The organism is Paenibacillus sp. FSL K6-3182 (assembly GCF_037976325.1).
Taxonomy (GTDB): domain Bacteria; phylum Bacillota; class Bacilli; order Paenibacillales; family Paenibacillaceae; genus Pristimantibacillus.
In genome coordinates, this window is the sequence record NZ_CP150265.1 from 2,405,315 (window position 1) to 2,420,139 (window position 14,825).

Genomic DNA, 14,825 nt, shown 5'->3' on the forward strand with positions numbered 1-14,825 from the left:
GCGGCTACCCACATATAATGGAGAACAGACTTCAGTGTTCATCTGTAATACATCGTGGGGGTGACTGAGCATGCCAGGATTGTTTTCGGCAATAGCACTATTTATTAAACAGCTTTCGCTACTTGTCTCTTATGTCAAAAATAATGCTTTTCCCCAGCCTCTTCAAGAGGAGGAGGAAACTAAACATCTGCAACTGATGGCGGAAGGTAATCAACGTTCACGAAATCTTTTGATCGAACATAACCTTCGACTTGTCGCTCACATAGTGAAAAAATTCGACAATACTGGGGAGGATCTCGAGGATTTGATCTCGATCGGGACGATCGGCCTGATTAAAGCGATCGAGAGCTTCCAAACCGGGAAAGGGACGAAGCTCGCTACATTTGCTGCTCGTTGTATCGAGAATGAAATACTTATGCACCTTCGGTCTTTGAAGAAGACTAGGAAAGACGTATCACTTCATGATCCAATTGGAACGGATAAGGAAGGCAATGAAATTACGCTGATCGATATCCTCGGAACTGAAGCAGATGATATCGTCGATAAGGTGCAGTTGAAAATTGAAAAGTCGAAGATATATAAGAATTTGGATATACTTGATGACCGTGAGAAGGAAGTTGTCATCGGGCGCTTCGGGCTGGAGCATGGCGGGGATGAGCGGACGCAGCGGGAGATCGCGAAGGAGCTTGGGATTAGTCGGAGTTATGTTTCGCGGATTGAGAAAAGGGCGTTGATGAAGCTTTATCATGAGTTTTATAAGGCGAAGCGGTAAGACTCAAATAAGCTCATATATAATACCTGATTTATCGTATGCAACGATAAAGTTAGGGTTTGATTGCACGATGTTATATCAATAAATGAAACCAAATGGCTGAGATGCCGTTTGGTTTTTTCTGTCTGTATACACACTCCACACATGTTGAGTGTGTGGCTGTGTTGGTTTGGAACGGAACTGAAGATAAGTAACATTAACAGCCCTTCTAGCGAAGGGCTGTTATATCGTTTATACTGATAAAACCAATTTACTTCTTAGGAGTTGTCTAGCGAATCATGATAAAGAAAGAAGTCGCGCATATACGCAAGCAATTTAAGCTGGATCACGATATGATGAATATTAACGACATTCTCAACGTGTATATTATGAAGGATAGCAACGAGGTCTATCATTGGGAGAGCCAGGCGTTTGCTCTGGTGGATAGAGAGAAGCAGGAGTTGTATATGGGGAATTTCAAAAAACTGCTGACCGGAGAATTGGATCAGAAGTTGTTCGAGTTGAAGTTTCAGGAGGAAGCAGAGGATCCGACGCGAGTGATACTTCACCAAGGTTTGGCGACAGGCAATCCTGAAGAATGGAAGGACCTGATGCTGCTGTTGGTGGATAAAATGTTGGTGGATGCCAAGTATGAACAGGATACAGTAGTCACGTTCGTTCGTGGACAGTATTTCCGGCCGACCAAGGGCAGAAATGAAGAAGCCGAAGAGAGCGGGAAGGACGAACTGTTCGCGCATCCGTTCATTCTATGCAGCGTGAATTCCACGGAGAAGCAAAAGAAGACTCTCTTGTTCGATTATGTGGAGAGGGAATTTAAGTACAATGTCATTGTAGATCCGATTATCAAGTTAAGTTCGCCGGAGCACGGGTTCTTTTACCCTAGCGTGACGGATAACTATTCCGATGTGAACCGCATTCTGTATTGTACGGCAAAATCGAATTATCCAGATCCTCACTTCATCGGACAGGTCTTAAATGCCGAAAGATCCATGACGGCAATGGAAGAGAGGGCTATTTTCGAAGACATCGTGAAGGAAGTGGTGGGCGAACAACTCGACGTAGCCACTCTCGCACAGGTGTACGAGGAGATCCACCAGGTAATCGAAACCAACGAAGATAAGGAAGAACCCCCGAAGTTGGATTATAAAGATGTGGAACGTGTGCTGACAGTAAGTGGCATAGAGAACGTGACGACGGATAAAGTGGAACGCGCGTTTCAAACGATCGTCGACGATAGGAACTATGAAATGAAGGCAAGCAGCGTTATGCCGAAATTCACTTCAAAATCGATTAAGATCGATACAAAGGTAGCCTCGATTTCGGTCAGCCCGCAGGATTTAAAGTATGTGAGACAGGTGAATTATCAAGGGAAACGATGCATCCTGATTGAGATCGACGAAGATGCCGTAATCGAAGGATTTACGCTCAGTACAGAGACGTTATAGACTCAGTTGACAGCGTTGGTTGATGCGGTTGCAGCCTTTGAATAGGTCGGCGCATAATGTGTTCTTGAGGGAAAGAAAATATTAAAATAAGACAACAGCGAGCAGAGGAGATCGTCTTGCTGGAGGATAAGTCACCGGGATGGTGCTCATCGTATAAAGTTTGTTCACACTGTCTACTCGACACATGTGGAGTGCTGTGTGTTGTTGGTAATAATATAGCAGCTAAGAGCCACATTTTCCTGCAAGTTGAAGCCCGGCAGTATACTGTCTGGGCTTTGTTTGTATCTATGGATATACATGTACTGTATAAACTATTATTATGTGATTTATTGCTTTAATGGTACCTTCTTGAGACAATAACTAGTGTAAAAATTTGAATGTTGTCGAAATAGACCGTTATTGAAGGATAGAATTATAAATTATTGAATATAGTCTTCAAGTACAAATTTCCAAGAGTTAGAGAGTGAATACAGGAGAACGAGATGGTTCAAGTGTTAGAAAGGAAGTGATTCTATGTTTTATATTGTTTTAATCGTCATACTGGCTGCTTTAATCATTCAATCCGTTTACCTTGTTTATTACAAAAACCAAATTAAGGATATCGGCAACCAATTATCTTTTATATCCGACCATCATTCATTCAAAATGATACAAACACAAATTAAGCCAAAAGAAATTCATCGGCTAATCGATTTATGTAATGCATTGCTTCATGATCAACGTAAGTTGAAGCAAGATTTTATCGAACAAAAGGAAGAAATCCACGCGACTATTATGAGCTTGTCCCACGATATACGAACCCCGCTGACTTCACTTGACGGCTATCTGCAATTGGCGGAACGATCCGAGTATCTTAAAGAAAAAACAGAGTATGTTAGTCTGGCACAGACTAGAATGAAACAGATTATTACACTTGTTGACGAGCTGTTCCTATATACGAAACTGAAAAACCCAGATTACATCTTGGAGCTTGAGCCAGTTGATGTGATAAAAGTGTTAAATAAACGTCTGTTTACCTTTATTGACGATTTTTTGCGAAGTGGCTATGATCCAAACATCTGCATGGTGGAAGCACCGCTATATATAGTGGGAAATGAAAGTGCGTTGGAAAGAGTATTTGAGAATGTGATCAAAAATTACTTTATGCACAGTGAAGGTGCTCTAAGCATTCGTTATGAGGAGAAGCAGGACGAGGTTTTGTTTCATTTTTCCAATGTACTGAAGCGAAATCATCTGCTGAGCCTTGACAACATATTTACTCGCTTTTACAAAGCAGATCCGTCGCGTACGAACCAATCTTCAGGTCTGGGACTTTTTATCGTGAAATCACTGATGGAGAACATGAATGGTTATGTGCAAGCTGACCTGAACGATGACCAGTTTTGCATCAGCTTAGCTTTTAAGAAAATCGTAAAGGAGAGTTGACGTGTACAATGACACGAACCACCCCAAAATTCTAATTGTTGAGGACGACGTGCATATCAACAATATCATTTATGATGTGCTTCGAAAAGAGAAGTTTCAATGCACGCAAGCGTATTCTGGCAGTGAGGGAATCATGAACGTCACTCATCACGAGTATCAGCTTATTATTTTGGACCTCATGCTGCCTGGCTTCTCGGGGGAAGATTTTATGCATCGGCTAAGAATAGAATTAAGCTCTGACACACCAGTTATAGTTCTATCGGCCAAGGACAAATTGGATAATAAATTAAATCTGTTTGTAACCCTGCAATAAGTTTGCGACCCAATTCACAAAGATTGATATGAGAAGATCAGTATTTATTGATGTTACAACTCTCATATTCACAAATTATTGAGAATGGTTGTTTTCTTAATTTGGAAAATTTATTTTATAATTTTGATTTGAATATTTCTTCAAGAATTAGTGAGATAGGAGTGTTGATGTCGTGGATCTTGGGTGTCTATAACTGTTTTTTGCACCTACGCTAATTACGGCGTATTTCGGAGTGACTGCTGTAAGAAAGGCAAATGATGTTGATGTATTGGAACCATGATGACCCACCTTTAATACATCAGCTTTTAAAGCAGTTTTGGAGGCAATCATATCTGACTCTGATTTCACTTGAGCATCACCGGTGAAGAGGGAGGAGTTTTTACCATTCACAACGCGTAGAACAGTGCTCCAGTCGTTTAGATCACTTTTAGCATACTCTTTTGTAGGAGCGAAAAAGGAGACTGTAATACCCTATAGCGGCAGTTTTATGCCTACTTTTTTCTTCTTTAATTGTTAGTTTTTCACTTTTAACGGCAGTAAGAAAATCTTTAAAGGACTGTGATTTATGTCACACTTTCGTTGCATACACAGATTCAACTTTAAATGTTTTAAGAATAGCATCCTATCCACCGACATTATCCTCATCGGAATGAGTGGAGATTATTTCTTCAATATCATCGACGCCAAGCTTTTTTAGATCATTAAAGATGATCTTACCATATTTGTTATTACCGCCGTCAATTAGGATATCATCGCCGTTAGGAGTTTTGAAATAGGTTGCATCGCCTTGACCTACATCTAAAAAATACACAGATAATTTACCTTTCTCCGGTTCCGCAATCGGATCTGCCGCGTAGATTGATGATGAAAAGTTGGATGTAAATAGAGCAGATGTGAGTATAAGTTTATGTATTCTTTCAATGGTCCGGAACTCCTTTTTTTTTTCATTATTATACTAATGTGAGCAATAACTAACGGTAGGGGTGTGCAAATGAATTGGAGCTTTGTTGGGTGGAATGATTCGAAGTGGTAATTATAGATATAACTCTCTTTGGAAAAATAGTTATATGCTACTAGTTTGATTTTATTGTATAATTATCCATTATACAAAGATAAAGAGGTCGATGAAATGAGTTTTGAGAGTTTAGTTTTTGAAGTTTTTATTGCTTCACCATCAGATGTTGGACAACAAAGGGATGAAATTGAAAATAAAATTAACGAGTGGAACAAATTATATGCTGAAGATACAAAAGTTATCCTATTACCTCGGCGGTGGGAAGATTTAGCCCCTTCCTACAATTCCAATGCAGCAGACGCCCAAAAAATAATAAATGAAGAGTTAGTTCAAAAATGTGATATTGTGATAGGTGTATTCTGGACAAAATTGGGGAGTGAAACGACAACTCATAATTCAGGTTCAATTGAGGAAATTAGTATTTTTATCGAACAAGATAAGGATGTTTTGGTGTATTTTGTTGAAGATAAAGTTCCATTAGATATATTAAGTAAACAGGCAAATAGTCTACAGAAGCTTGATGCATATAAAGAAGAGTTTAGAAAAAAGGGAATATCCAAAAGATATAATGCTTCAACTCTAAAAGATGACTTGTTTAATACAATAAAAAAGATATCAAAGAGAGAGCAAAGCATCATTCCGCAACGTAATGAGACTAAAGAAACTGAAGAAACTTCAGTAATCATCGATAATGTTCAGAAAAAAAGTAATACTGACAAGAATCTCACATACATTTTTCACGCAAACTCTGATCATCGAACATTTTCTGAAATATGGCATGTTCTTGATAATGGAAATTATTCTCTTAGATTTATTGAAAGTGAGCTTAGTAAATCTGCCGTAAGGGGTTTATTCAATGCAAAGAAAAGCGGGAATTTGGACGAGGTAACAGTTTTGGGTATTTATTATAATGATGAAGATAATCCGAAAAATGGAATTGTTATTAAACTAACTGACATTAGACAAGAAAATGACGTGATTGTTTTTGATTTCGAGTTTGTTAAAGATACTAATTACGATAGTGGCTTATTTCATCAAATACTAGGTATGGATTATTCGTATCGAAAACATAATCAGAATCAGTTCATTACCCGTACGAGAAAAACTTTAGATGCAATATTGAGTGAGTGTAGATCAAGTCACGCAAATTATTCCGTGAATGTCAAAACAAGAAATTTTTTGAAAGGTATAAATAAATATTAAAAGTTTTTTTAAAATACGATTCCGCCCGCATTTTTTAACCTGTCGTTATTAGCACATGTGGTAAAACAATGATCAGCAGTTAAATAAATTAACTTGTTGCTGTGCTTTATTAAAGTCAACGAACGATATTTGTAGTAAACATAGCTTGTCTAATCTATATGCAGATTTTTCTGATGATAGCATCGTCATTAATGGTTTTGTGTTTGAAATGCGAACAAAATAATTTAAAAATACCGTAGATGGTATTATCCCCTTTAAGTAGACACTCAAAAAAACCGTCATGTTATCATGGAGGTTCGAGCGACACTTGGAGGGGATATTTTTATGGCTAAAAAAGGGCAAATATTTCAAACGTATATAGAAGAATTCAAATTGAAAGCAGTCAGAGCGTATTTAGAGAGCTCTTCAAGATATAAGGTGGTAGCTAAACAAGAAGGAATTCGTCATTGTTCACAACTGAAGGAATGTGTGAAAAAGTGGCAAAACGGGGATTCGTTCGATGAGCGTAAAAGTGAGATGAACCCACTGAAAGGTCGTCCTCGCACGCTCTTTTCAAGCGTCGAGGAAGAAAGAGATTACTTGAAAGCGCAGATGGACTACTTAAAAAAGCGGTATCCAATTTAACAAAGGAGAAGCCCTCAGTCAGCGGATTAAGTAAGAAATAATAGATGAGTTTCGTCATCTGCACCGTATTACCTAACTGTTAAGCATAGCAGGGATACCACGGTCCAGCTATTACAAATGGCGAGCCACACAGCCTCAACGCAACGCGAGGCAAGAGAGAGATCACGTAATCAAGGAACACATGATGGCTATCCATTTTTGGGCATCCAGAATTCGGCTACCCTCGTATGATGACCACCTTGTGATTTGATGAAGCTCTATCATGAGTTTTATAAGGCGAAGCGGTGATAATGACCTGAGCTCTTATAGTAAATCTGAACTTATCGTATGTAGTAGTGAGACCAGATGTTATTTCAATAAATGCAACCAAATGGAAGAAATGTCGTTTGGTTTTTTACTGTTTACGCACTCCACATATGTGGAGTGCTGTGTGTTGTTGGTAAGAATTTAGCAGCTAAGAGCCACATTTTCCTGCAAGTTGAAGCCCGGCAGTATACTGTCTGGGCTTTGTTTGTATCTATGGATATACATGTACTGTATAAACTATTATTATGTGATTTATTGCTTTAATGGTACCTTCTTGAGACAATAACTAGTGTAAAAATTTGAATGTTGTCGAAATAGACCGTTATTGAAGGATATAATTATAAATTATTGAATATAGTCTTCAAGTACAAATTTCCAAGAGTTAGAGAGTTGAAATACAGGAGAACGAGATGGTTCAAGTGTCAGAAAGGAAGTGATTCTATGTTTTATATTGTTTTAATCGTCATACTGGCTGCTTTAATCATTCAATCTGTTTACCTTGTTTATTACAAAAACCAAATTAAGGATATCGGCAACCAATTATCTTTTATATCAGACCATCATTCATTCAAAATGATACAAACACAAATTAAGCCAAAAGAAATTCATCGGTTAATCGATTTATGCAATGCAATGCTTCGTGATCAACGAAAGTTGAAGCAAGATTTTATCGAACAAAAGGAAGAAATCCACGCGACTATTATGAGCTTGTCCCACGATATACGAACCCCGCTGACTTCACTTGACGGCTATCTGCAATTGGCGGAACGATCCGAGTATCTTAAAGAAAAAAAAGAGTATATTAGTCTGGCACAGACTAGAATGAAACAGATTATTACACTTGTTGACGAGCTGTTCCTATATACGAAACTGAAAAACCCAGATTACATCTTGGAGCTTGAGCCAGTTGATGTGATAAAAGTGTTAAATAAACGTCTGTTTACCTTTATCGACGATTTTTTGCGAAGTGGCTATGAACCAAACATCTGCATGGTGGAAGCACCGCTATTTATAGTGGGAAATGAAAGTGCGTTGGAAAGAGTATTTGAGAATGTGATCAAAAATTACTTTATGCACAGTGAAGGTGCTCTAAGCATTCGTTATGAGGAGAAGCAGGACGAGGTTTTGTTTCATTTTTCCAATGTACTGAAGCGAAATCATCTGCTGAGCCTTGACAACATATTTACTCGCTTTTACAAAGCAGATCCGTCGCGTACAAACCAATCTTCAGGACTGGGACTTTTTATCGTGAAATCACTGATGGAGAAAATGAATGGTTATGTACAAGCTGACCTGAACGATGACCAGTATTGCATCAGCTTAGCTTTTAAGAAAATCGTAAAGGAGAGTTGACGTGTACAATGACACGAACCACCCCAAAATTCTAATTGTCGAGGATGACGTGCATATCAACAATATCATTTATGATGTGCTTCGAAAAGAGAAGTTTCAATGCACGCAAGCGTATTCTGGCAGTGAGGGAATCATGAACGTCACTCATCACGAGTATCAGCTTATTATTTTGGACCTCATGCTTCCTGGCTTCTCGGGGGAAGATTTTATGCATCGGCTAAGAATAGAATTAAGCTCTGACACACCAGTTATAGTTCTATCGGCCAAGGACAAATTGGATAATAAATTAAATCTGTTTAAGTTGGGAGCCGCTGATTATGTCACGAAACCGTTTGAGGTGGAGGAATTGCTTGCCCGAGTCCATGTACATGTCAAACGAACCTCCCGAACGGATTCTGCCACTCGCTATCGTCATAAAAATCTACTTTTAGATAGCGGAACGATGAACGCTAGCGTCAATCAAGCAGATTTGAAACTTACAAGACAGGAATACAAGATTCTTGAGCTGCTGCTTAAGAATCCTACCCGAGTGTTTACAAAGCAGGATCTGTATGAGCTTGCATGGGAAGATATATACATAGGTGAGGACAAAACCATTACCGTTCACATTAGCAATATTCGCAATAAAATCAAAAGGGTTGACGAGGAGGCTTATATTGACACCATTTGGGGCATTGGTTTCAGGCTGGCACCATAGGGAGGCCTTAAACCGGCCCTAATCTTCTTTGAACTTTCTTAATCATTTATTGACGATATGTTAGCTTCTTTTTGTTATTTTATTGACAAGGAGGTGTGAATATGGCTGAAGCAATTATTGAAGTAAGTCAATTAACCAAACAATTTAAAGGGAAAACGGCAGTGCGTAAGGTAGAGTTTAAAATAGGTAAAGGTGAAATCTTCGGTTTGATAGGCCAAAATGGAGCGGGAAAATCCACCTTGCTAAAGATGATTGCTGGATTGATATCCCCGACTTCAGGAGAAATTAAATTATTTGATCGTCCAGTGAAGGATAATCACCCTTATTTTGAACGAATAGGCGTACTCATTGAAAATCCAGGGTTATATCCCCATCATACTGCCTATGAAAATTTGGAATTAATCGCGATTTCCTATGGATTGACTAATCGGAAAGAGCATATTAACAAGCTGCTGAAGCTTGTCGGATTGGAAGGTTCGAACAAGACCAAGGTGAAAAATTATTCAATGGGCATGAAGCAAAGGCTTGGAATTGCAGCTGCATTAATTGGAAGCCCAGATGTCTTGATTTTGGATGAACCGATCAACGGTTTGGACCCGCAAGGAATTTCTGAGATTAGAAACATGATTTTGGAATTGAATAAAACGGGAATGACCATCATTATTTCAAGTCACATTTTGGAAGAGTTGTCGAAAGTAGCGACGCAATATGCAATCGTACATCAAGGAGAAATCATCGAACACCATTCAAGGGAGCAACTGCTGCTTCAATGCGAAGATCGTATTGAAATAGAAGTGGATAAAGCAAGCTCGGCTGTTCCCATCTTAGAACAAAAATTGCATATTAATCATTACAAAGTCATTAGTGAGCGTATGGTGTATGTATATGATGCTCATCTTGAGAACCAACATATCATCAAGACCTTAGTTGAAAGCGGCATAACTGTTCATTCGATTATCAAGCATAAACAAAGCCTAGAACAATATTTTTTGGCACGGATAGAAAGTGAGGGTGGGAGCCGTGATTAATATTCTCAAAATGGACTTTCACCGTTTTAAATCAAATAAAATGATTTATATATTACTGTTAATTTTTTTTGCTTTTCAAATATTCGGTATATTTATGTTGGGAAAATACGAGCAGCCCGGAGAAAGTGGGGTTATGTTGATCAGCTCGATGAACGAAAGTCAGTTCATCCAAGTCATGATGTCTCAAATCCCATTGTGGCCGCTGATTTATATTGCTGTATTCGTTGTTTACTTCTATATGAGTGAACATAACTCTGGGTTTTATAAAAATTACATTTCCATGAAGCGTGCGCGGATGTACACTGTTATTTCAAAAATATTAATTGCAGGCCTATTCACTTTGCTTACATTTTTTGTAATGATCGCTGCGGATTTGATCGGAAGATCAATTTTCTTTAACCATGCAATGATTGGAGATGGGGGTTATTTTGCGAAATTGTTGATCGGCCAATTTTTACTTCATTGGGCATTTTCAATTGTAATCTTATGCATCTCCATCATTAGTAGAAGCTTGATTGCTAGTATTGTAGTTGGATTTGTTCTATCGTTGAATGTTTTTGGAATGATTGTAACTGTCTTGGAATCCATCATTGATGACGTTCATTTGTCCTCTTTCTTAATAGTTAATACGATCTTAAGCGCAAGAGATTTTGATAATATAAATGATCTTGTTCATGTAGCTAGCGTGTCGATTGTTTTCATAGTTATATTTTCATTTATAGCCATCAGATATAAGATCAAAGAGGATCTGAAATAAAAAAATGAATACTTGAAGTTAGAATAAGCACGGGGGCTTAGATTAGTTGGCGCTTCGATTCCGCCTAGCTCCACCATACTTTTAATTCAGATACGGACAGAGGTGCAGTTTTTGATTGGGTTGTGGTACTCCACACATGTGGAGTGCGGAAACATGAACAATATTTTATGGGGACGAACTGAGATGTGTTGATGTAAATACGCAAGGACGTTTCGCTGTACGGATAAGGAAATCAAAGAGATCACGTTGATCGATATCCTAGGTACTGAAGCGGACGATATTGTGGATCGGGTACAGCTGAAGATTGAGAAGAGCAAAATATATATTTGTTGAGGCTTAATGTAATGATGAGATAATAAAATTGATCTCGTAAGGAATAATTTCAACATTTTGGCGGCTGAACCAAAAGAGCTGTACATCATTCCAAAAGCAGGATGATCTATAGTGGTTTTTTCAGGGTTAGATGCTGATAAAGGATCCCCATCTTATCAATTTATTGATGATATGCATATAAATTACGCTTGAACCTCAGCGATCGCTATCGGGTCAATGAGAAACAAGTTATTTTCGTGCCTGAGCTGAAACGGGAGACAAAAAGCTGTTAGGGGCATGTCCTCTGACAGCTTTTTACTCGAACTTTGACGGTGCAACGTTATAGTATTTTTTAAAAGATTTCGAAAAGGTATAAGGATCAGGATAACCCAGAAGGTTAGCAATTTGTTGAATCGTATATTTCTTTTCGTTCAAATATTCTCTTGCCCTGTTCATTTTAATCTGGTAAATATATTGTCCCGGAGTAATGCCCAAGGCTTTCTTGAAATAAGTGATAAAGTATTTTTCTGATATGCCTACAAACGCTGCAAGCTCATTTATTTTAATAGATTTGTGCAGATTGTTATTAACGTATTTGAACACTGGCTGCAACACGTCCAAATTGCTCTGTACTTTTCTTGACGTTCTCCCATTCAGAAATGTGCCGGTATATTGGCCTAGTCCGTAGAGTTCAATAATTTTGGCAATAACGGCCGTCAGACAAGCCTTCAAATATAAACGGTTTCCAGGTATGCTTCGTAATAGATTCGATTGCGTAAAGGCTTTGCCGAACAAAATGGCTTCTTCCCGGATCAGCTCTTGCGGTATGACCCCCGAGAGCTGAAAATCGTTTAGAATTCGTTGCTGTTTGCCGATTTCAAAATCGAAATGAATATAAATAAACCGGCACCCCTTATCACTAGCTGCTGCCATATAGGGAACCCCTGGGTAAAAAAAGACCACATCTCCCGGGTTTGCTGTATGTTCAAAACCATCGATAGTAATGGTAACGATTCCCGATTGAACGAACCAAAGATCATAGTCGGTGTGTGCCTTGTGTTCAATCCATTTCGTGTCGTGGGTAAGCTCAAAGAAGGATTTCATTCGAAGCGAGATCAATTCCGACAATTCATTGAGAATCCCCATATCCGGCATATTCTTATCCATTGGCATCCCTCTATATTCCTCAACCAGAAGACATTGCTCATATTATTTTAGTATATCACTGGATGTGTTAATCACAAATATTCGTACTATTTGACATGAAGGTGAAACTATCTCATATTCTACTTTTAAACCATTCTCCTATAATTAGGTTATAACCAGTTAGGAGGACTTGATCATGATGGATTCGAATGTTTCACAACCGAAGGTAGTTATCATTGGGGCTGGGAGTCTTTTCTTTGGGCGGCAGTCAATCTGGCAAATGGTTCACTCTAAACATTTGAATAACGGAACACTTTCTTTAGTAGATACTGACGAAGAAAAACTATCCAAGATGGTAAGGCTCGCCGAAATGGTTGCAAAGGAAAACAATGTATCTCTTAAAGTGGAAGGCTCGACGAATAGGAGACAGGTATTGAAGGGAGCGGATTTCGTCGTTCTCAGCTTTGCTGAGGATACCGTCAAATACCGTGGCATCGATTGCCAGGTTTCTTTAAAATATGGAATTCGGATGTGCTCTGGGGATACCATCGGTCCAGGCGGAATCTTCAGGGCAATGAGAGAGCTGCCAGTTATTATGGAATGCGCTAAAGACATTGAGGAACTTTGTCCCGATTCGTGGGTAATCAATTACATCAATCCATCTACCGTCCATGGGATCGCGTTAAGCCGATATGCGCCGAATCTTAAATCCTTTGCGCTTTGCGACTCCCATCACATGCCGCACAAGAAAGCTTACTACGCGATTCGAGCGGGTATCATTCAGGAACAAAGCGAATTCAATGAGGAGATCGACCAGAGATTTGATTTCCGCGTTGCTGGTGTCAATCATTTCACCTGGCTGCTTAAGGCGGAGTATGACGGAAAGAATGTTATGGCTCCGATTGCCGAGGCATTAAGGAGGTCGGCAGGGACGGAAAACAACGGTGGAGATAGAGGAGCAAAGGCGCTTTATAACGATGCAATCACTTATGAACTTTATAACATTTTCGGGTATATTCCAACATGTACGGCCCATACCAAAGAATATGTCCGGTATTGGCAGGGGCTTGGCAAGAGGGAAGACGTCATCCCGCCTTTATCGATTTGGGAAACGGAAGACCGGTATAAACGGCATGAGGAAATGTGGCGGCAAGTGGATGACTTCATCTCAGGGAAAAATCCTATCGCCGATTATATGAAATCTTTCGGACCCGATCACGCTACGGATATTATCGAAAACATGGTGGGGAATTTGAACAAGCGGTTCTTTATTAATACGCTCAATAACGGTGCTGTGACCAACATGAATAACGACTCGTTCCTTGAGTTGTTAAGCGAAGTAAGCATGGATGGAATCAAACCGCTTCATATGGGTGAAATGCCGAGGGGAATCCGGGGCATGCAGGAGCTGGTGCTGGATACGCACGAACTGACTGCGGAGGCTGTTGTTGAACGGAGCTACACGAAATTGAGAAGAGCGATGATGACCGATCCGCTTGTGAATTCCATACATGATGCGGATTTAATTATTAAAGAGTTGTTGGAAAAGGAAAGGGAGATCATCCCCGAATATTGGTACGAGTAAACTAGTACGGCAAACATAATACCTAAACAATATTTTCAAAACAATAGACTTGAAATAGCTCATGCTGAAATTGCATGAGCTATTTTTGTTAGGTTTAACTCAGTTGGGAGAACACCATTACCAGTTTAACACCCATAAAAGTTAACAACTAAATATGGGGCTATAGTTTAGGGGGGAAATAGGTCGCTGGCAGCGATCAGTCGGCGGTTCGATTCCGCCTAGCTCCACCATACCTTATCATCAGAACGGCAGAGATGCCGTTTTTTTTATTTTATTTTGTGCTTGGATATTTCAAATCCCTAACTGAGAACATTTGAACAGTTTAGGTATGTATGCTGAAATTCAGCAATTATTTTACATAATTACTAAAATGAAATCAAATGCTTGGTTCTTTGTAACGTCACACATGCTGAGTGGACGTGGTACTAGAGGTGTAGCTAACATGCTGACCAGTAACTCTGCCGCAGTTTATCGCTAATACTGAGGCTCTTAGGGAGCTTGGGGTTGTCGATGGTGAAGAGAATCCACTAGAAGCATACACGGAAATTCAAAGTGCGATCGACAATGACCTAAAAATACATGAGCATACGCTCGTCTGGGAAAGCCAATCGATTCCGTGTCTGAACAACGCTAAGATCTCTGCTGAATTATGTTCATTTATGATATATCCTTTTATTTGAATTTAGCTGGTGGTTCATAAGTTCGGATCTAATATCTTCTTTAATTTTTATAGTAGAATCTCTACTTCGTTAGGTGCCGCCCTATTAAAACGCTCATTATAATTGAAGATACGGGAAGGAGAAGTCATTCAACATCAAAATTGAAAGCGCTTTAGGCAACATCA

14 protein-coding genes and 1 tRNA gene are annotated in these 14,825 nt (G+C 39.2%); 12 read left to right on the plus strand and 3 right to left on the minus strand.

What is annotated here, in order from left to right; genetic code table 11:
- Nucleotides 1-70 precede the first annotated feature (70 nt).
- The 4 genes from sigK to MHH56_RS10315 all read left to right on the plus strand — a co-directional run bounded on the left by sigK (nucleotide 71) and on the right by MHH56_RS10315 (nucleotide 3,955).
- On the plus strand, nucleotides 71-772 hold the full coding sequence (gene sigK / locus MHH56_RS10300) for an RNA polymerase sporulation sigma factor SigK (protein ID WP_053374990.1): 702 nt from the start codon (nucleotides 71-73) through the stop codon (nucleotides 770-772).
- Nucleotides 773-1,050: 278 nt separating this feature from the next.
- Complete coding sequence (locus MHH56_RS10305; protein WP_339208058.1) at nucleotides 1,051-2,217, plus strand: DUF4317 domain-containing protein; 1,167 nt, start codon at nucleotides 1,051-1,053, stop codon at nucleotides 2,215-2,217.
- 513 nt (nucleotides 2,218-2,730) lie between these two features.
- The gene (locus tag MHH56_RS10310; RefSeq protein ID WP_339208060.1) at nucleotides 2,731-3,642 is read left to right on the plus strand and encodes a HAMP domain-containing sensor histidine kinase; all 912 of its coding nucleotides are present in this window, start codon (nucleotides 2,731-2,733) and stop codon (nucleotides 3,640-3,642) included.
- A 1-nt stretch (nucleotide 3,643) separates the two neighbouring features.
- Complete coding sequence (locus tag MHH56_RS10315; protein WP_339208062.1) at nucleotides 3,644-3,955, plus strand: response regulator; 312 nt, start codon at nucleotides 3,644-3,646, stop codon at nucleotides 3,953-3,955.
- Between the two features lie 147 nt (nucleotides 3,956-4,102).
- Here MHH56_RS10315 and MHH56_RS10320 read toward each other — a convergent pair whose 3' ends face one another.
- Together MHH56_RS10320 and MHH56_RS10325 are read right to left on the minus strand one after the other, a co-directional pair.
- Nucleotides 4,103-4,345, minus strand: coding sequence for a hypothetical protein (locus MHH56_RS10320; protein ID WP_339208063.1), 243 nt, complete (start codon nucleotides 4,343-4,345; stop codon nucleotides 4,103-4,105).
- A 232-nt stretch (nucleotides 4,346-4,577) separates the two neighbouring features.
- On the minus strand, nucleotides 4,578-4,766 hold the full coding sequence (locus tag MHH56_RS10325; RefSeq protein WP_339208064.1) for a hypothetical protein: 189 nt from the start codon (nucleotides 4,764-4,766) through the stop codon (nucleotides 4,578-4,580).
- Nucleotides 4,767-5,084: 318 nt separating this feature from the next.
- On the opposite strand from MHH56_RS10325, the gene MHH56_RS10330 reads away from it, so the two are divergent.
- The 6 genes from MHH56_RS10330 (at nucleotide 5,085) to MHH56_RS10355 (ending at nucleotide 10,938) form a co-directional block, all read left to right on the plus strand.
- The gene (locus MHH56_RS10330) at nucleotides 5,085-6,173 is read left to right on the plus strand and encodes a hypothetical protein (RefSeq protein WP_339208065.1); all 1,089 of its coding nucleotides are present in this window, start codon (nucleotides 5,085-5,087) and stop codon (nucleotides 6,171-6,173) included.
- 324 nt (nucleotides 6,174-6,497) lie between these two features.
- Nucleotides 6,498-6,797, plus strand: coding sequence for a transposase (locus tag MHH56_RS10335; protein ID WP_339208066.1), 300 nt, complete (start codon nucleotides 6,498-6,500; stop codon nucleotides 6,795-6,797).
- Nucleotides 6,798-7,544: 747 nt separating this feature from the next.
- Entirely contained in the window at nucleotides 7,545-8,456 is a 912-nt protein-coding gene (locus tag MHH56_RS10340) for a HAMP domain-containing sensor histidine kinase (protein WP_339208067.1), read from the plus strand.
- A gap of 1 nt (nucleotide 8,457) precedes the next feature.
- Nucleotides 8,458-9,153, plus strand: a complete 696-nt coding sequence (locus MHH56_RS10345; RefSeq protein ID WP_339208068.1) for a response regulator transcription factor — start codon at nucleotides 8,458-8,460, stop codon at nucleotides 9,151-9,153.
- A 101-nt stretch (nucleotides 9,154-9,254) separates the two neighbouring features.
- A complete protein-coding gene (locus tag MHH56_RS10350; RefSeq protein WP_339208069.1) occupies nucleotides 9,255-10,181 on the plus strand; it encodes an ATP-binding cassette domain-containing protein in 927 nt (308 codons plus the stop codon).
- 10 nt (nucleotides 10,182-10,191) lie between these two features.
- Complete coding sequence (locus MHH56_RS10355; RefSeq protein WP_339208070.1) at nucleotides 10,192-10,938, plus strand: ABC transporter permease; 747 nt, start codon at nucleotides 10,192-10,194, stop codon at nucleotides 10,936-10,938.
- Nucleotides 10,939-11,565: 627 nt separating this feature from the next.
- Here MHH56_RS10355 and MHH56_RS10360 read toward each other — a convergent pair.
- Complete coding sequence (locus tag MHH56_RS10360) at nucleotides 11,566-12,417, minus strand: AraC family transcriptional regulator (RefSeq protein WP_339208071.1); 852 nt, start codon at nucleotides 12,415-12,417, stop codon at nucleotides 11,566-11,568.
- 175 nt (nucleotides 12,418-12,592) lie between these two features.
- On the opposite strand from MHH56_RS10360, the gene MHH56_RS10365 reads away from it, so the two are divergent.
- Both MHH56_RS10365 and MHH56_RS10370 read left to right on the plus strand, forming a co-directional pair.
- Entirely contained in the window at nucleotides 12,593-13,981 is a 1,389-nt protein-coding gene (locus MHH56_RS10365; protein ID WP_339208072.1) for a glycoside hydrolase family 4, read from the plus strand.
- Nucleotides 13,982-14,137: 156 nt separating this feature from the next.
- A tRNA-Ala gene (locus tag MHH56_RS10370) sits at nucleotides 14,138-14,211 on the plus strand.
- Nucleotides 14,212-14,825: the final 614 nt, after the last annotated feature.